Source organism: Pontibacter russatus, from assembly GCF_009931655.1.
Classification (GTDB): domain Bacteria; phylum Bacteroidota; class Bacteroidia; order Cytophagales; family Hymenobacteraceae; genus Pontibacter; species Pontibacter russatus.
The window spans coordinates 4,842,524-4,861,250 of sequence record NZ_CP047984.1 but is presented as its reverse complement, the minus strand read 5'-3'; the positions used below and the strand labels follow the sequence as shown (position 1 = coordinate 4,861,250).

Annotated in this window: 10 protein-coding genes; 4 read left to right on the top strand and 6 right to left on the bottom strand. The window is 45.9% G+C overall.

Annotated features, from left to right (window positions below):
- Positions 1–43 precede the first annotated feature (43 nt).
- Positions 44–4,207 (top strand): hypothetical protein, encoded by a 4,164-nt coding sequence (locus GSQ62_RS20115; protein ID WP_161891162.1) that lies wholly within the window; start codon positions 44–46, stop codon positions 4,205–4,207.
- A 193-nt stretch (positions 4,208–4,400) separates the two neighbouring features.
- Here GSQ62_RS20115 and GSQ62_RS20110 read toward each other — a convergent pair whose 3' ends face one another.
- Both GSQ62_RS20110 and GSQ62_RS20105 read right to left on the bottom strand, forming a co-directional pair.
- Complete coding sequence (locus tag GSQ62_RS20110; protein WP_161891161.1) at positions 4,401–4,577, bottom strand: hypothetical protein; 177 nt, start codon at positions 4,575–4,577, stop codon at positions 4,401–4,403.
- Between the two features lie 36 nt (positions 4,578–4,613).
- Entirely contained in the window at positions 4,614–5,444 is an 831-nt protein-coding gene (locus GSQ62_RS20105; protein WP_161891160.1) for a hypothetical protein, read from the bottom strand.
- A 166-nt stretch (positions 5,445–5,610) separates the two neighbouring features.
- On the opposite strand from GSQ62_RS20105, the gene GSQ62_RS20100 reads away from it, so the two are divergent.
- Positions 5,611–7,821, top strand: coding sequence for a type I restriction endonuclease subunit R (locus GSQ62_RS20100; RefSeq protein WP_317164407.1), 2,211 nt, complete (start codon positions 5,611–5,613; stop codon positions 7,819–7,821).
- 233 nt (positions 7,822–8,054) lie between these two features.
- Here the strand turns inward: GSQ62_RS20100 and GSQ62_RS20095 are convergent, their stop codons facing one another.
- Both GSQ62_RS20095 and GSQ62_RS20090 read right to left on the bottom strand, forming a co-directional pair.
- Entirely contained in the window at positions 8,055–9,341 is a 1,287-nt protein-coding gene (locus tag GSQ62_RS20095) for an SIR2 family protein (RefSeq protein ID WP_161891159.1), read from the bottom strand.
- A 1,776-nt stretch (positions 9,342–11,117) separates the two neighbouring features.
- A complete protein-coding gene (locus GSQ62_RS20090) occupies positions 11,118–11,696 on the bottom strand; it encodes a recombinase family protein (RefSeq protein WP_317164406.1) in 579 nt (192 codons plus the stop codon).
- Positions 11,697–12,074: 378 nt separating this feature from the next.
- On the opposite strand from GSQ62_RS20090, the gene GSQ62_RS20955 reads away from it, so the two are divergent.
- Both GSQ62_RS20955 and GSQ62_RS20080 read left to right on the top strand, forming a co-directional pair.
- Complete coding sequence (locus GSQ62_RS20955) at positions 12,075–12,704, top strand: hypothetical protein (RefSeq protein ID WP_237586846.1); 630 nt, start codon at positions 12,075–12,077, stop codon at positions 12,702–12,704.
- Between the two features lie 987 nt (positions 12,705–13,691).
- Positions 13,692–15,164: a glycoside hydrolase family 130 protein gene (locus tag GSQ62_RS20080; RefSeq protein ID WP_161891158.1), complete on the top strand. Its 1,473-nt coding sequence runs from the start codon at positions 13,692–13,694 to the stop codon at positions 15,162–15,164.
- On the opposite strand, the gene GSQ62_RS20075 is transcribed toward GSQ62_RS20080, so the two are convergent.
- Entirely contained in the window at positions 15,153–16,160 is a 1,008-nt protein-coding gene (locus GSQ62_RS20075; RefSeq protein WP_161891157.1) for a glycosyltransferase family 4 protein, read from the bottom strand. The genes GSQ62_RS20080 and GSQ62_RS20075 overlap by 12 nt on opposite strands.
- A gap of 2 nt (positions 16,161–16,162) precedes the next feature.
- Positions 16,163–18,436, bottom strand: a complete 2,274-nt coding sequence (locus GSQ62_RS20070) for a glycosyltransferase family 4 protein (protein ID WP_161891156.1) — start codon at positions 18,434–18,436, stop codon at positions 16,163–16,165.
- Between the last annotated feature and the right edge of the window lie 291 nt (positions 18,437–18,727).

The window sequence follows — 18,727 nt, the reverse complement described above, 5'->3', positions numbered from 1 at the left end:
AATTCACCAAATTCTTTATTAGAGTGAAAAAGTATATTATGATATGAACAACAACATAGGAGCTCTCAGTGCTTTAAAGGGATATAGGCTTCAGTTTCTCTATTCACTCTTCAGAATACTAAATCATAATAGTAATGAAGCCAAGTTTGCACCTGAAGGCAAATTTGAGGATTTAGATATTTATGATCTGGAAAACAACTTAATCGAGATTATCCAAATTAAGGCTCTCAGCGAAAAGCTAACTTTATCTAATGTTCTCTCTTCGAAAGGTACTTCATTTTTAAAAAGAGCTTTAGAAGCACATGCACTAGGAAACAGCCCTAAAATCCATTTGGTTTCTTTTGGAGTAGTGAATGAGGATATAAAAGAACTAAGTAAGAGCACGTTCTCGCAAGGCTTCGTCACCAAGTTAAAACGACTAAAGCTATCTGATACAGAGATCAATATTTTACGTGAAAATTTCATTTTTCAAGTAGTAGGTGAGGATTTATTACTACAGAACATTATAGATTCAATCGAAAAGCTTGAAATATTTTCTGATATAAAGACAACCTTAGAATTACTAATTTACTGGATTTATAACTCGGCGGAGAAACAACTCGAAATAAACTGTAGTGTACTTAAGGATCATTTGCTTAAAATCAGTAAATTTTTATCAGAAAGATTAAACTTTAGCGAATTTTATGGCTCTTTGATTCGGCCATTGCTTCCAGATCTTGAAGCGGAAGATGTAAGCTTACTTAGATCAGATTTTTATAAAGGGGTTTCTGCTACCTACAAACATATCATAGCAAATGTTGATGTCCTTAGAAAGGATAAATTAAGATTACTACACAGCAAATTTGAAGAATCAAATATAGTTTTTGTTCATGGCGCTTCTGGCCAAGGCAAAAGCACATTAGCATACCGATATCTTAGGGTTTTCGCTAATAATTCTACTGTTTTTGAATTATTTCCTCCAGCAGATTCTATTACATTGTATAAATTAGTTGATGCTCTTGAAGGAATTTCAAAAGGGATAGGTTTCCCATTAACTATTTATTTAGATGTAAAACCTGGAAACAACTTATGGATAAGCGTTATAGAAGAATTAGCTTCAAAAAAGAACTTTAATTTTCTAGTTACTTTACGTGAAGAGGATTGGAACACAATAAATGTAGGAGATAAATTTCAGTTCTCAGAAATAGAGCTGAAATTAGAGATAGAAGAAGCTAAATTAATCTATAATTCACTTAGCAATTTCAATTCAGATCTTCGTTTTGTAGACTTTGAAGATGCGTGGTATAGCTTTGGTGGAAAAGGGCCGCTACTAGAATTCGTGTATCTAATAACACAGGGTGAAAGCATAACAAAGAAGCTTAAATCACAAATAGAAATAATTAGAGAAAAATCTTACGATAGTTTAATAGAGAAACAGAAGATTAAGCTTTTAAGATATGTCACTTTAGCAGATGCTTATGGAGCAAGTATAAAACTGAAAGAAATTTCCTCTTTACTCCAAGACGATGAGATTAGTTATATTATAAATTTATTACAAAAAGAGTACTTAGTCAAAGTTTCCATTGATAACACTACAATTACAGGCTTACATCCAGTAAGATCTATGATTATTGTATCTTTACTATTTAACGATGAACTTCATACTTCTTCTGAATATGCTATTAGAGCCGTTCCTGTCATTGAAGATAGTACCATATTTAATTTTCTTCGTAATGCTTTCAAAAAAGCACTAGTTGATCCAAATTTATTGGTTAAAAAGCTAACAACTTTTACTCCCAAATCTTGGCAAGCTTATTTTCAAATATTTCAAAGCCTCTTATGGAAAGGTATTGATGATTATATATCTAAAAATGAGCTTCTTCTAAACGAGATTTATTCAAACTACGGCTCAGCTTGGATTGTAGTAGCAAACTTTGATTTTGTCAATGCTATGAATGGTGAAAGCTTAATGGAAAACTCTATCTTTTTCACTGAGGAACAGCGGCAGTACGCAAAATCGATAAATCAAAAATTCACTGAAAAAGGAGAAGTTTTAGCATACTGCAAAAAATGGATTAACACTGTTCATAAAATTGAGCCCACACCAAATATTGAAGTTGAGTGGCAGTCGTTTGGGTATTTCTTATTTTGGTTAGATTATCTAAATATCAAAAATATAAAATTCAATATTGAAGTTCCCAAACTTCAATTAGCCTTTATGAACTTTCCGATACCAGTTTTAGCGTCTTTACTATATTCATTAAAGCGATTTAGTATAGACACAAAAAATTATGCTAATGAAGTTGAACAAATATTCCTAGCAAGACTATACTCTCAATTCAATATTGTTTCCTTAGATGAAGCAGATAATAGAGTATCAGTAGAATACATTTTCGATATTTTAGATGAGAAAACAGACACAGAAGAAAGCGATCTTTTACATGCCAAATCAATTCAAATAATAGATATTCTGCGGCTTGCCTTTCCTGAAAATGAATACTTTTGCACAAAAGGTTACGGACAGAGTTCTTCATTTTTACCTGACCAACATGATTCCTCTGTCAAGAAAATATCGAAGAGTAGTGTTCCTTTAAAGCCATTGGTCAAAATTAACTCAACTTATATTAACCTCTTCAATTTCCAAAAAAGGCCAAACTCATGGAAATTATATGTTGAAGAAATAATTAATCAGCGTAAAACTTATATCAAGATTCTTGAAAAGCTTAAAAACTCTTTAGTTAGTTTCCACAATCAAAAGAACTACCAAACATTAGTTAAATTCATACAAGATTTTGAAGTTCATCATGAAGTCGAAATAAAGAAGAATACTAGTCCTTCTATGCCAAAAGTGGTCATTGATGAATTTGGTGACTATGGTGACGGTGGCAGCAAGTACACAAAGTCATCTTTAGCCAGTGTTCAAGGTAATGGCGAAGAACTTAAAAGGAATAGTGACAATAGGCAGACACTCGCTGTAAGAAAATATGATGATTTTATAAAATTACATACAGAGTTTTCACGGTCAACAGAAAATTTTATAATTCAAAGTAGAACAGTATTATATAGAAGTTTAAAGGAAGAGTTAAAAGAGGATGTAAATGATATCCCTGATTATGCAAGAGTATCATTGGTGGGAAATCTATTTAAATCATTTGAAATTTTAGAAAAGTACCAGGTAAGTTTCAGAAAACATTTCTCCAAATTCGTTGATAAAAGCTTAGTTCATCAGCTAGAAAGGAACGAGCACCAGCTAATTTCTGCTTTATGCTTCCTATGGAAACAGTATATCTATACTAGTAATTTTTTAAAAGGCAATGTTGAAAAGATTGCTTTAAACCACATCGCAGAAATCCATATATCTTTCAAGAAAAGGTTTTCTTCTGAATTCAAGAAACTTGGCAGAAGTACTAATGCTAGCTTTACAGTGGAGTTTTCAGAAAATAGCAACAGATGTATAATAATTGCAGATACAAATACTCCTATAGAAAGCCTTAGCATTCTAAAAGAAGTATATGATACAGTATATGCAGTTATTAATAAACCAGAATATGCTTCTCTAAAACGCCTTTTGATAGATACTTATTATCCTTCATTTTATGTTGTGCCCCTCATCAAGGGTAAATCTTTATCTACAAAATGGCACGAATTTAAATCATACAATTTAGCCGAAAAGACGTTTGAAGAACTTAAGCAGTTCAATCTTTTACCACATGACATTGATGATGAAGTTATAGAAAAATATCAGGTAAGGAGTTGGAGCAAGAACATTGACAGCCTAAATGAGCTTTCTGAAATGACAGAATGCATTAGTTTTGTTTATCAATTAGTATATCATCTTGTCCAACTGAAAGTTATTGAGGAAAAAGAGTTAAACCAGCTCGGCCATGAGGTTCTTCGAAATCATGTTAAAAAAATAAGTTTAGTAGCAAATAAAAAATTACAGATTGCCATTAACTTGTATGGTACTTACGCTGGCAAATGTAGTGAAGGAGAGTTTTTGTTCGAAAATGATAATGAGAAAACTGAACTCATTGGATTAATGCTAAGCAGTTTTAAGAATTTTTTCCCCTATGATGAAATGAATGCTAATAATGTAAAACAATTTTCATTAGATTTTGAATCACTAGAGGATTGGATTCCAAGATTAGAATCTTTAGTACAAAGTGCTTCTGTAATTTACCTTTTTCTTGCAGGTAAAGTAATTGAAAAACACTTAAATCTTGAGTAACTACAGTGAATAGCTGGATTATATTTTTTGAAGGTTACAAATAAACCTTTATTACAACTATGCGAGTTAGAGCCCTATACTTATAAACCCGGCTCCGTGCTGAAACGCGACTTGAGCAAAGTCTTACATGATGAGGTGTTTGAGCCTTTCTAGCTCCGCTAATTGCTAGGTACCGCAAGAGTTGGTGGCCGAACTAAAGCAGGAGTTCCTCTTCAACAAAGGCAGTGACGTACACCAGAGCAACCACGCCTTTCACCTCAAGCTTAGCAAAGGCATAAGCAAAACCTGGAAAGACGACACCGGAACCACTTCTACCCCATCGCCTATGAAGATGTGCACCAGAAAGAATTAGGTTAGTTAAATAGTCCAAATGTTATTATTTTTTTAGCAGAAAAAACAGCGTTACCTATATACTACGAAAATCAGTAATTACATCTTCTACATTTTCAAGCTGTTGTATAGCACTTTCAACTTCAAAAAATCTTGCTAGCCTTATCAAAATTTCCCACGAATGTGTGGTTGAAAGCAACCACTGCTTTAATTCTATTTCGGGCGGAAAAGTGGCTATATATCTGCCTGATGTGGAATAATGTTGGTGTTGAGACAAATACTTATATAAATTAAAAATTTGGCTATACCAATGAGTTAATGGATGGAGGCTTATCTGTTCAAACATTTGTGTATCTCCAAGGTCAGTACTCATATTCTCTATTTTTCTAAAAAGCTCAGGATTGCTTGATTTTCTTAAGTCTTTTGGAGTTTTTAGTTTAAATGTCCCCTCGTAAAATAATTGTTCGTCAGAGTTACCATACAACTGACCTCTCTGTTTCTGCTTCTCAGCTTCAATTTCTTCGGGTGTAGAGGTAAGCATCTCTGTGTGAAGGTTGTTGATATACCTTTCAATTGATTTAATGTATTTTCTATTAAGAACAAAAAGCTCATTAATGAATGACTCTTTATCATCATAAAAAGTTAAAAAATAAAGCAATGTGATAAGATCTGTAACAACGGTCCTATACAAGTTTGAAATTGGCGGTTGAAAGGCATTTGACTCGGGCCAAAATTTTAATAATTCTGAAATCCCAGTAAGATTACATCTAATCCTAAAGAGTAAATCTAAGATCGTATGTTTTCTTATACCTGGTTCAGTTTTGTTGAAAGATGTACCAATCAAGTCTAAACTTTTTACAAGTGCATCGACTAAATATTTAAGCTTTTGTCTATCTTCTCTTATCATGAAATTGTATTATTCAATAGAACCGCAGTAACGGTGTTTGCAATTTTCGGTTCTAAGTTATTAAGTTCAATTCAATAATAACAATTTAATCTTCCATGAGCTCGACAAGGGCCAGCTCATTAAGAAAGGCGCGAAGTACCACCAGTTCTTCGGCATACAGTAAGCCCTGCAGGAAACCCTGAAGAGCGTGCGCCCCTACGGCGACGGCCGCATTGGCGTGGTAAGGCACACCACCCGCTCCGGCAAAAGCATTACCATGGCCATCTACACCGGCATCCTGCGCCAGCTGTCCGAGCTGAAGAACCCCACCATTGTGGTGCAGGTAGACCGCTTCGACCTGAACCGCCAGCTCTTTGACGATTTCGTGGCCGCCAAAGACCTGGTGGGCGACGTGAGCATCGCCAACACCACCGACGAGCTGCGGGCCCTGCTCAGCGGCGAAGGCGGCGGCGTGGTGTTCAGCACCGTGCAGAAGTTCAACCTGAAAGACAACGCCAACGGCCGCGAGCTGGAGCCCCCCGTCCTCAGCACCCGCGACAACGTGATTTTGATTGCCGACGAGTGCCACCGCACGCAGTACGGCCTGGTGCAGGGCTTCGCTAATAACCTGCGCCGCGCCCTGCCGCAAGCCTTCTTCATCGGCTTTACCGGCACCCCCGTCGACAGCAAAGACGCCGACACCGTCGCCGTTTTCGGCGACATCATCCATACCTACGACATCCGCCAGGCCACAGAAGACAAAGCCGTGGTGCCGATTTACTACGAGCCGCGCCTGGCCAAGCTGCACCTGGGCAATGCGCTGCTGGAGGAAGAAGCCGAGGCCATAACCGGCGGTCTGGAAGAGAGCGACAGTAACCGGATACTGTGGGCCGCCATGGAAGACGCCGCCGGTTCCAAAGAGCGCGTGGAAGCCATCGCCAAAGACATCCTGCAGCACTACACCAACCGCGCCAACAGCCTGGAAGGAAAGGCCATGGTGGTGTGCATGAGCCGCCGCAACTGCGTGAAGCTCTACGATGCCCTGACCTCACTGGAAGGCTGCCCGGAAATAGCTGTCATCATGACCACCAACATCGCCAAAGACCCGCCGGAGTGGAACCCGCACGTGCGTACCAAGGAAGCGATGGAAGAAGTGAAAAGCCGCTTCAAAAACCCGGACGACAAGCTAAAAATCGTGATCGTGCGCGATATGTGGCTCACCGGCTTCGACAACCCCGCCCTGCACACGCTGTATGTAGACAAGGTAATGAGCGGCCACAACCTGATACAGGCCGTGAACCGCGTCGCCACCGTTTTCCGCGACAAGCCCAGCGGCCTGATCGTAGACTACATCGGCATCGGCGATAGGCTCCGCGACGCCACCAAGAAGTATACCTCGGCAGGTGGCGAGGGCAAAGTAGCTTTTGATATGGAAGAGGCTTTCTCGCTGACGCAGGAGGTGATTGAGCTACTGCAGGAGCAGCTGCCGGATGGCTTCTCGTACAGCAACTGGCCCGCGCTGGCAGCACCGGACAAGATGAAGCTGGTAAGCCAGGCCACCAATTACATCGTGGCTGATGATGAGGAGTGCAAAGCCTTTATGCTGAACGAGAAGAAGCTCAGCAGCCTCGCTCCTATCGTCAAGAGCCACGACAACATCAACAACATCGCGCTGGACTTAATCTTCTTCCAGCACATAGGCGCAGCCGTGCGCAAAGTAAAATACCCGACCACCAACATCAAGAAATCACAGGGCCAGATAAAGGACCTCATCCACCGCAGCATCGAAAGCGAGGAGGTGGTGGACGTGTTCCAGATGGCGGGCATCGAGCGCTTCGACATCTCCATCATCAACGACGATTTCCTGGCAACCGCCAAAGAACAGAAGACCGGCAACGAACTGAAGTTGGAGCTCCTGCGCCAAATCATGAATGACGAGATAAAAGTACGCTCCAGCAAAAACCTGGTGAAGTACCGCAAGCTCAAAGAGGAAGTAGAAAAGATAATCGCCCACTATCACAACCACTTTTTCGACAGCCTGATTGCCATGGAGAAGATGCGCGAGGTGGCAAGGGAAATGCAGGAGGAAGACCAGCGCCGCACCCAGCTGGGCCTTACCGAAGAGGAAGAAGCTTTTTATGAAATACTGGCAAAACACCCCAACGCCTTGCAGGACTTCGAACTCATAAAAGAGCTGGTAAAAAAGATACTGGCCGAGGTAAAGAAAAGCGCCTCCCAACCCGACTGGTACAAAAAAGACGACACCAAAGCCCAGCTGCAACTTGCCGTGAAAAAGGTGCTGCGCTTTAAAGTAAAAGCCGAGCTGCAGGAGATTTTGGACGAGGTGATGGAGCAGGCAGAGGCGCGGTACAAGGAGTACAAGATGAGTGTGGCTTGATTAAATGCGATCAGCCAATTTCTAAGATAGAGTATCAGAAATGAGGAATCCTTATGATGTGCGCAAGACAAGAATAGCTAAAAAAGAAGTCGAATAAGGACCCTTATGTTCAGCAAGGACCGTGACAAAAAAAGAAAATTGTCCGCATTTGGCCCTGACTACCTGTGCCATATATGAACATGAATTATGTGTGCGTGTTATAGGCTGAACAGGTAAGCTAAAGAAACACCCGATTATTCTAAAGGGGCGACTTCTTTTAAAAAATCAGCAAAGAATTTGGTATACACTCTAATTCGCCCCTTCAGGCAAGAATATAAATCCCTGCCTTGTTGGTCTGTACACATAGGCTCAGGAACATAATTTGTATGTGAAAACAAGTCTTCCCAGAGTTTGCCATACATATCTCCCTTAATAAAGTTAGGGTCAACAATTGTTACCTGAAGTTCCTCGTTTTCTTTTAAAGCATTCCGAATTGATTCATTTATATGAGCATCTCCAAAAGAGTAGCCTACTATAAATAAGTTATCGGCAAACATACAGTCTTTGTCAAAGGCTGCCTGCATTTGTTTGAAAGGGGTAATGGCTGTTTTTTGTGCTTTTTGATAACCTGTTATGATGGGCGTCAAAATGATGTTTTTTCCTTTCTCAATTTGAACAGTTGCCACATCTCCATTTCCTGTAATTAATGGGCCGTTAATCGCCAGAAAATACTCATGTGATGGCATATTCTGTCTATTCAATGAACTTACATGCCAACTGGCAGAGCCATGCAGGTTGTAATGGCAAGAGAAGTCATGCTCGTATAGACGCTTTAAATCTGGTCTATGATACGCATTCGGTTCAATGGCTGCCCCAGTGTTTGTAAATCCTTCAAAAAGGGGCACCCCCCGGTTTTCTAAGACGATTTTAAATAGGCGGTCATAGTTTAACGTGTAGATCCTGGCTACCCTCTCTGGGTAAAGACTGGCTTTGATCCATCTGGCAAAAGCATCGTTCAGCTGCTTGTTCGCTTCATTTTCAACTATGACTTTTTTTGAAACAGAATAATAGCTATAGTCTAGGACATCAGCCATAATTTGAGAGATAATTTTTGTAAGCAGGCCTCTTAAAATGTGTTGTTCTGGTGCAGCATCGCCCTCAAATATCAGTCTATATTTATAGTTAATGTTGGTTGGCTGTTCCCCTTCATTCTCTCTTCTCTCAATATGTATTATATCATTGAGTAGAGCGGAGGGAGAAAGAAAAGGGGAAGTGAGTGACAATTTACTCTCAGAGCCCGAAAAGCCAGTGTAATAGACAATCAACTCTTCCACTACACTGATGATGGTTTCAAAATTCACTTCATCTTTCTTAAGCTTACATACCTCTACCAGCGCCTGATAGATTATATCTGTGATGTACTGGCCTGATTTTATTTTATGCCCAGTCTTTCTCACCCGCTCTGTTAAATAGTTAGTTGTAGGGCCTTTCCAACCTATCACAGCTCCAGCTCCAAACAAAAACACATCCCTTTTTTTCATTGCACAAGACAGATAAGTGATAAACTCGAATATACCTCTAAACTGGTAAATCAGTTAACCGCCTTAGCCCTGAAATAAGTTAACATGCTTATCCCCTAAAACGCCCGAATATCGATACAGGCTGTAGCAGCAACTGCAAGCAGTTGCTGCGTGGCCAAAAAGTGGGCAATTCATTTGTCTCAATTTTTGGCCACGCAGCAAAGGGAATAATACTTGAACAGAGCAGAAAAACGGCCAAATTAGCTGTTGATGGCTATTATGAAGTAGAATGAAGGTGTAGGTAAGAAGAAGATTCCTCTTGTACAGCTGTCCCAGCAGGCTACTGTCCCTGAAAGAGCGCTGAATTGATACAGGCAGGTGCTGTCTGTTGCTCCTGTCTGAGCCACTGTAACACTGTCTGATGTTCTGTATCATTCCTGTCCGATAGCCCCGGAAAACGGCGGAATTTAGAGACGGCCAGGAGCAGCTGTTGCGCGAGCGTTGCAGAGCGCTGATACTTGTTGATCCGGTTTTCTGCCGGTTGAAAAGGCGGCTTTTTACCGGTTCCATACCGGCTGGGTGCCAGGCCCTCACTTCGGTCGCTGCAGCATCCGCTGTCATCCGCTGTCATCCGCTGTCATCCGCTGTCATCCGCTGTCATCCGCTGTCATCCGCTGTCATCCGCTGTCATCCGCTGTCATCCGCTGTCATCCGCTGTCATCCGCTGTCATCCGCTGTCATCCGCTGTCATCCGCTGTCATCCGCTGTCATCCGCTGTCATCCGCTGTCATCCGCTGTCATCCGCTGTCATCCGCTGTCATCCGCTGTCATCCGCTGTCATCCGCTGTCATCCGCTGTCATCCGCTGTCATCCGCTGTCATCCGCTGTCATCCGCTGTCATCCGCTGTCATCCGCTGTCATCCGCTGTCATCCGCTGTCATCCGCTGTCATCCGCTGTCATCCGCTGTCATCCGCTGTCATCCGCTGTCATCCGCTGTCATCCGCTGTCATCCGCTGTCATCCGCTGTCATCCGCTGCTGAGCCTTGGCGGCTCAGCCGTCTCCAGGAGCTCTCCGGTTGTCTGCAGAGGCCATACTGCCCCCAAACCGCTGTCCGTGCCCGTCCCGGAAAGGCGATATCCTGTGGTACACACGGCAGGCTGATGGCACGGAATGGCAGCGGATGACAGCAAATGGCGGGGTTTGGCAAATCCGGGGAAAGCGCCGGAACAAGGGTAAGCAGGCGCTCCTGCAGGTCACCGGAAGGCCTCCACACGCTCAAAACGCAGTAAAACCCCTTGCAGAACACCGAAAGAGCCTGTGATAACAGTTGCTTTGGGACTGTCCCGCCATTCAGTGTCATTTCCTGTCATCTGCTGTCATCCGGTGTCATTTTCCGCCATCATTCGGTGTCATTTCGTGTCATCCAGTGTCATCTGCTGCCATCATTCGGTGTCATTTCGCGTCATCCGGTGTCATCTGCTGCCATTTGATGTCATCCACTGTCATCCGGTGTCATTTGCTGCCATCTTATCTTGTTCTCCTGGTGCCCGACCACACAAAACCCGCACAGCGGGCGGCAAAAAGAAAAGGGTAGCCACTGGCTACCCCATCATCCTGCTAAACTAAACAACTCAATGAAAAATAACTTTGGCTAAAAGTCAAGAGGCAGACACAGGGGCCGCCGCATCAGTTCCCGCTTTAGCGGAATAATGATGCTATTTTTTAATAGTCCTGTGGATTCATTGCCATAGTGCAATTATTGGCTGTGGCGGCACTTGCCGGGGCCCTGCCCTGCCTATTTCCCGGCTGCGTCTCCGCTGTCTGCCTGGCCCAGGTAGCGGTAGCAGGTGGCCCGGCCGATGCCCAGCGTCTGGGCTATCTCCTCTACCGTCTTGATCTTGGAGTCATAGAGAATCCGGGCGGAGCGGGCCTTCTCCATGGCTGACTTTGACAGACCGGCCGGTCTGCCGCCCCTCTTCCCCCTGGCCCTGGCCGAGGCCAGCCCGGCGTTGGTGCGCTCGCGGATGAGCTCGCGCTCGAACTCTGCCAGGGAGGCGAAGACGTTGAAGGTGAAGCGGCCGGTGGGCGTGGCCGTGTTGATGCCGTCCTGCAGGCTCACGAACTCCACCCCCCGCTCCTGGAATTCGGCCACCAGGTCGATCAGGTCCCGCAGCGAGCGGCCCAGCCGGTCCAGCTTCCACACCACCACCGTGTCGCCGCTCCGGAGCTGGCTTATCATCTTCTCCAGCTCCGGGCGCTCCCTGGTCTTGCCCGACTTCCTCTCCCGGTAGATTTGCTGGCAGCCGCACTGGGCGAGGGCGTCGGTCTGCAGCTCCAGCCGCTGGTCATGGGTCGAGACCCGCGCGTATCCTATCTTTATGTCAGTATCTCATAAACTCATCTCAAATATACCAAAAGCATTTTGATTTATGAGACGGCAATTCTGGAATCCGCCGATGCCCTCTGCTCCTCCGGATGGCCGTTTTTGCAAATGGGCTTTCGGGCGTCCGCGGATCCCGTAAAACGGGCGTTTTTTGATAATGCCGATTTCAGGATACACACTGCTAACAGATACAGAGGAAATGAAAGCCTTCCAATTCCAAACCGATCTCTCGTGGCTCCTAGCACAGCCGAACCACTCACCCGTAAAGCCAGCAAAAGGGAGAGAAGGCAGGCCGCTGCCCCGAATCGACGGTCCATTTTTACTTTTCAAGTCTGGTGAGCCTAAAACAGATGGAAGGGAGCTGTAAATGTGAAGAAATTTGCTATATTGAAGAAGGGATATACTATGACGGGAAACATGGGGATAAGCCAAAACTGCTTGGAAACAAGAGGCAAAGTAGACAAAACTTACTCCACTCATAGTGCAGATAGCAGGAGTAGTACTCCTGCTATCTGCACAGTAGTTAGCTGCAAGCGGCTAAACTTTGCGTGTAATCGAAACCTTATCAAAAAAATTAATATTTTGATTTCTAAAGGGTTACCTTTAAGAAAATATATAAGCATGTTAGATAAAAACAAAAAGTTGTTTGGTGTTTGGATGGATTCACACAATGCAACAATCGTAGGAAGAGAAGATATTGATAATGGAGAGTTTATTATTATAGGACAAGTAAAAAATGCAGGACCAGATAACAATTCTAATGAGAAAACCTCAAACAATCATGAAATTGGCTTAACGCATAAATTCTTCAAAGAAATCGCCAGTAAAATGCCTAATGTGGATGAAATCCATTTAACCGGAACCGGGCAAATTCAGGAACAGTTTATGAAATTTCTAGCCGAAACCCCACAATATAAAAATGTAGTAGCCAGTGAAAGTACTTCTAATAAAATGAGTGACGAAAATCTTACTTCGCTCATTAAGGAATATTTTAATTAGAATTTCTAATTCTTAATAAAAAAGACCTTAGACATTTGTCTAAGGTCTTTTTTATTAAAGCAAAACGCCAGCAGCTAACTGCGGCTAAACACAATTGCTGAAACTTGGTAGATTTGTAGCTTGGTTTTTCTATATCCGCATTATTCTGGAGGGTAACACTCAAGTTCTTCGCCGCTACTGCGCTAAGCCACGTAACATTCATAAACTATTTGTGCTATTAACAAAGATTTCGACTGAGAAGGTAGATGCATGACTTGATTAATGAGGTTAACTGTAGCGTATCTACTGGAATCTTTACCTGCCTTGTCCTGATATAGGTTGACACGAAACCGAATAAAATGTAAACAGGAGAATCAAGGTGAAGTGAGTTTGCGGCTGCCTCTTCCCTATCTCAACACCGGTCAATGAGAGGCAGGGCAAGGAATGAGATGCAGGTTTGAGTAAAGGTGTAGCATCAAAAATTGTCAACCTGTATCAGGACAAGGCACTTGCCTACAACCACCGTTTTAGCGACACGGAAACAAAAAACCCTTCCATAGCATCCTATATGTTTTATAAATGTGGTATATCCATTCAATCCACTCCCCCACCCGTATACCTAAATAATATCATAAAAAAGCCGTTCAACTCATTTATGCACAACAAGGTCATTCTATTTTAGCTGTCAACCGGCCTGCTGCTAGTAGTGGCAGCGCACACATTTGCCCGAACCACTCTAACCAGGCAGGAGAAAAATAGCTATAGAAAGAGACAAGACGGCCAGACGCAATAAGATAGATAGAAAAGACCAGCACCAGTCAACCTGAATAAGATACTGCAGCAGAATACAACTATGAGAATGGAGGTTCGGGCGGAAGTTCGGACCTTTTTTATTGGGTCTTGATATAATCGCGAAATACCTGCATGTTAGAAGGCCACAGCAGGCTTGTAACCAAGTACCAGTAAAATCACCCCACTATATTATTATTCAACTTTTCCCTTACCTATATGAGACTATCCATCGAGAGAAAAAATGTAAAAGTGTACCCGGACCCCAAACGGGTCATCGCCCGCTATTTCTTTAACAGTGAGGAACGCGCCCGGCAGGTGATCCGGCGCGTGATGGAAATGAACGAGGGTGAAGTGTTCGACACCATCTCCCCCATTCTGCAGGAGTATTCCAAGCGCCACCGGAACATCACCAAGGTACTGTACCGGCATTGCAGCCGCTTAAGGCATATCTTCTCAGAACTGGTTATTGACTATGAGCAGCTGGACAGTTACCGCAGGCTGCTCATCGGCTCCTTTTTCACCCACGAGTATTCTATAGAATCGGCCGCATTTTTCAACCCCTCTATCGTGGAGGACCCGGACCAGACGGAGCTGGAAGAGGGGCATAAAAGGGTGATCATCAGCTTTAGGGCTGTAGGCGAGGGCCACATCTCCTCTATCGTCTTTCGCAGGGCCTTGCTGGACAAGGCCTGTAATATCAGCGTGGACCCGGTTGGCAACCATGTGGACGAGGCGGAGATCATACACAGCGCCGCCTATGAAAAAAGCGCCTTTTTTGACAATGCCTTCAGCAGACAAATCAGACCGCAGGTGATGAACGAGGTTGCGGCGGAGTTGGAAGAGCATTTTGATTACAACATGCTCAAAAAGCTCATCAACAAAAAGAAATCAGGGCAACAGGATGACCATTCCAGGATGGAGTACGATAAAGTGTTGTGGCTGGCCGACTCCTACTATAGGATTACCTTTTCACTGGACACCGATATCTCCGACCGGGTAATATTCCCCATCTCTGAGTTCGAGCGCAAGGGCATTGAGGATGCCCGCTTTGTCCGCTTCACTGAGGAGGACGGCAGTATCGTGTACTTTGCCACCTACACCGCCTATGATGGGGAGACCATCGTTCCCAAGATGCTGAAGACAAAGGATTTCTACAATTTCAAAATCATGCCGCTCTATGGCACCGGCGTGCAGAACAAGAACTTCGCGCTCTTCCCCCGGAAAATCAACGGCAAGTTTGTCATGGCTTCCCGCAACGACGGCTGGAACAACTACATCATGTACTCCGACAACATCAACATGTGGGAAAACCCGGTACGGATAGAATGCCCGAAGTACCCATGGGAATTTGTGCAGGTGGGTAACTGCGGCTCGCCGATAGAGACAGCGCACGGCTGGTTGCTGCTTACCCACGGGGTAGGCCCGATGCGGCGCTATTGCATAGGCGCCAGTCTGCTGCAGCTTGATGACCCTACCATCGAGATAAGCCACCTGGACGAGCCGCTGCTCATTCCAAACAAGGATGAACGGGAAGGCTATGTGCCGAATGTGCTCTACTCCTGCGGCCCTATTGTCCATAACGGGCAGCTGGTCATTCCCTATGGGCTCTCGGACTATTGCTCTTCCTTTGCCACAGTGGACCTCCACGCGCTGCTGGACAAGCTGCGAAGCCCGGCCTTAGCTGTTTAGAATTTGCTTGTAGAGGTGCAGGTAATCCGCAGCCATCTTCTGCTGCGAGAACTGCGCCAGGCTCCAGGCGCGGCATTGCTGGCGGCTGATACAGCCTAATTGCTGCACGGCCGCCACCGCCCCGCTTATGTCTTTGACCAGGAACCCCGTCTCTTCATGCCGGATCAGCTCCGGCATAGCGCCCCTGTTGAAGGCAATGACCGGTGTGCCGCAGACCATGGCCTCCGCCACACTCAATCCAAAGGGTTCGTCGAACAGGATGGGGTGCAGCAGCGCAAGGGCATTCCCCAGGAGCTCGTTCCGGCTTTCTGGTCCGGCAGCCCCCACAAACTCCACCTGATCGCCTAAGTAAGGCTTTACCTCTCTGTCAAAATACCCCTGATCCTGAACAATGCCGGCAATAAGCAGCCGCTTCTTGCTTTGCCGAGCGATTTGAATGGCTTCCGCCGTGCCTTTATCGGGATGGATGCGTCCAAAAAACAGGAGGTAATCCTCCGGCTGTCGGGTAAAGGAAAAGTCCGCTGCCCGAATGCCGTTATATACCGTGGCTATATAGGCAAGCCCTGGGCTGCGGTCGGAGTTGCTGATGGAGACGTAGTGGGAGGTGGCGTTGTATTTCAGGTAAACCGGTAAGATTTTAGCTGATGAAAACCCATGGATCGTGGTCAGCATCGGTACCTGGATCAGCCGAGAATAGGTAAGCGGCAAAAAATCAAAATGGTTGTGGATGATATCAAAGCCAGCCGCCTTTTCCATCAGGTTGCTGATGTGCAGGCATTCCACCACTTTGGCATCCTGGGTGCGGTCTTCCTCATACCCTTTGCCTACCACAGCATCCAACTTCCCCTCCGTGACAGCATCTGAAGTGGCGAAAAGCGTGACGTCGGCTCCTAAACTTACCAGTCCCTCTGCCACGTTGGAGGCCATCTGTTCCCAGGGCCCGTAATGGCGCGGCGGGGTGCGCCAGGCCACAGGGGCTAATACGGCTATCTTCATCCTCAAAGGGCCGGCTCCAGTACCTGCCCGGCAAGGTCGTACTCGTATTCGAGTTCCAAGGCCTTCAGCACGGCGAGATGGGAAACCAGGTAAGCGAGGGTGCTCTCGGCTCCCTGGTTGCGGTTAAGACCGGTTTCCTGCAGGCCGTCGCAGCAGCCTTTCGTTTCGTGGTCATACAAGGGCACGCGCAGGATGTTCTCCCCTAAAAACCACTGGTAGCTGACAAACATCTTTTCTACATAGATAGCCTCATGCGTACTTTGATAGGCCTGCAGGTACAGCAGCACCATGGCCATCGTTTCAATTGCCTGCTGGTCAAAAACAGGCACCTCCCCACCGCGCTGATGCCATCCCTTGTTGCCGATGGGGCTGAGAAATCCCTTTTCCATCGTGAGGCTGTCCAGAAAGGCCATGGATTCCATGGCCACCTCTTTTACGCTTTCATCACCTGTTATCTCGCAGGAGTGGAGCAACGCCAACGGCAGGATGGCATTATCGTAAGTCAGCTTCTCTTCAAACCAGTGCCAACCGTCGCCGCGCTGCTGCGCATACGCCTCCATCAAAGGAGCGGTCAGGCCAGCAAGCTCCTGCAGCAGTTGGTCATCATCGGGGTGTGCCTTCAGGTAATAGCTCACACCGATGATGGTGTTGGCCATGCCCCGTAAATGGTGCAGCTGCCTGAAGTGCGGGACAGAGCGGGAAAACAACTCTCCGGCAAACTCCCGATAGGAATTGTTGGGGGCAGTGCTGATCAGGTAGCCCAGCGACCATACCGTGCGGCCAAAGGAATCCTCCGAGCCCACTTCATCCAGATATTCCCGTCTGAAGCTTAAAAAATTCCGGAAGTTGCCGTCATCACACTGCATATAATGGATAAAGCTGAGGTAGATAGGCAGAAGTTCCAGTGCTTCTTGGCTTTTATTGCGCTGGTAGGCCATTAGCGCCATGATCAGAGCCCGGGCGTTATCATCCAGGCAGTAGCCCTCCTTCAGGTTGGGGATGCCGTACTTGGCGTGCTGCACGATGCCGGTGTCATCGGTCAGGCGGCACGCATGGGTCAGGCTGAACTCCGGTATCCTGTCCGGATCCACAATCTGGAGCAACTCTTTGCCCACAAATTCTTTCTTGTCAATGGTTTCCTGTATCGTCCGGATGTAGTCGGCGCCAATCTGGGGCCAGCGTAAGTGCAAGCCGTATTCATAGGCGTTCCCCTTCAACTCATTCAGCACCTCTGGCTTATCGAGCAGTTCAATCACGGTATCGGCCAGCATCGGGGCATCTTTGAAAGGGAACAACCGCCCCCGGTTGTCTGCCAGCAGTTCCAGGGCATGCCAGTACGGGGTAGAGACCACCGCCGCCCCGGCACCTACGGCGTAGGACAGGGTGCCGCTGGTAATCTGGGCTTCATTCAGGTACGGCGTTACGTAGATATGGGCCGCCGACAGATAGTTCATCAGTTCCTCTTCTGACACAAACAGATTGATGAAGGTCAGATGCTTCTCCACATTCAGGCGCACGGCCAGCCGTTTCAGGTAATCCCGGTATTCTTCTCCGGAGTTTCGGAGGATGCCGGGATGCGTTTTGCCCAGGATGACATACATCACGTCAGGGTGCTGTTCCACGATCTTCGGCAAGGCCTGGATCACGGTTTCAAGGCCTTTGTTTCGGCTGAGCAGCCCGAAGGTCAGCAGCACCCGGTGATTCCGGAATGTCGACACCTTTTTCAGCGGGTTTACGGCGGGTGCCTCCAGGTCTGGCACGCCGTGCTCTATGTACTGTATTCTTTCCGGAGAAATACCGTAGACAGCAGTCAGAAACTCGATGCCCCGGCGGCTCATCACAATCACTTTGGCCGAGCGCGCCGCAATCTCCTGGATAATGAGCTTTTGTGTGTGGGAAGGTTCCTGCAGCACCGTGTGCAATACCGTGAACAAGGGCTTTTCCAGGCGGTGTAGCAGCGGCAGGATATAAATGCCGCTCTCCCCCCCATATATGCCAAACTCATGCTCCATCACCACCGCGTGCACATCGCTGGTATTGATGAACGTGGCCGCTTCAATGTAATCTTTCTGGCGGTTCTGCCGGATGATAAACTTTATGTGTTTGGGGTAATCGTACGTCTGCAGCTCATCGGAGTCGTTGAGGGCGATGCCATACCCGTTTTCCATAGAGGTCTGACCGGGAAAGTTTGCCTGAATGGCCCGCTCCACATTGTCATTGAAGGTTGCGATGCCGCACTCCCGCGGCAAGCAAGTGGAAATATAGGCAATACGCATGGTTCAGGAAGGGAAAAGAAGGAGGTATTTATCTATCTGAAAAGTCTGGTTTCAGGTAGATAAATAAGTTTTTTACAATACTGTAACGCGGCTTACCTCAGCATAGGTTCATTTATTATTTCTCACTCAGTGGTCAAGCACCTGATGCAGCCATAACACACCTGCTCGGCGGTCTGCCCGCACCAGGTGGCCACCACCTGCGGCATGATGCTGGAAAGGCTGGCATGCATCACCTTGGCCCAGAGGGTATCTGTGGGGCCGTTGCTTACTTGGTCTATACGCCGATCCTAA

Excerpts from the sequence above, each read along its gene's own strand:
- GSQ62_RS20115 (WP_161891162.1), top strand. The coding sequence starts at position 44 with ATGAACAACAACATAGGAGCTCTCAGTGCTTTAAAGGGATATAGGCTT.
- GSQ62_RS20105 (WP_161891160.1), bottom strand. The coding sequence starts at position 5,444 with ATGATAAGAGAAGATAGACAAAAGCTTAAATATTTAGTCGATGCACTT.
- GSQ62_RS20095 (WP_161891159.1), bottom strand. The coding sequence starts at position 9,341 with ATGAAAAAAAGGGATGTGTTTTTGTTTGGAGCTGGAGCTGTGATAGGT.
- GSQ62_RS20080 (WP_161891158.1), top strand. The coding sequence starts at position 13,692 with ATGAGACTATCCATCGAGAGAAAAAATGTAAAAGTGTACCCGGACCCC.
- GSQ62_RS20075 (WP_161891157.1), bottom strand. The coding sequence starts at position 16,160 with ATGAAGATAGCCGTATTAGCCCCTGTGGCCTGGCGCACCCCGCCGCGC.
- GSQ62_RS20070 (WP_161891156.1), bottom strand. The coding sequence starts at position 18,436 with ATGCGTATTGCCTATATTTCCACTTGCTTGCCGCGGGAGTGCGGCATC.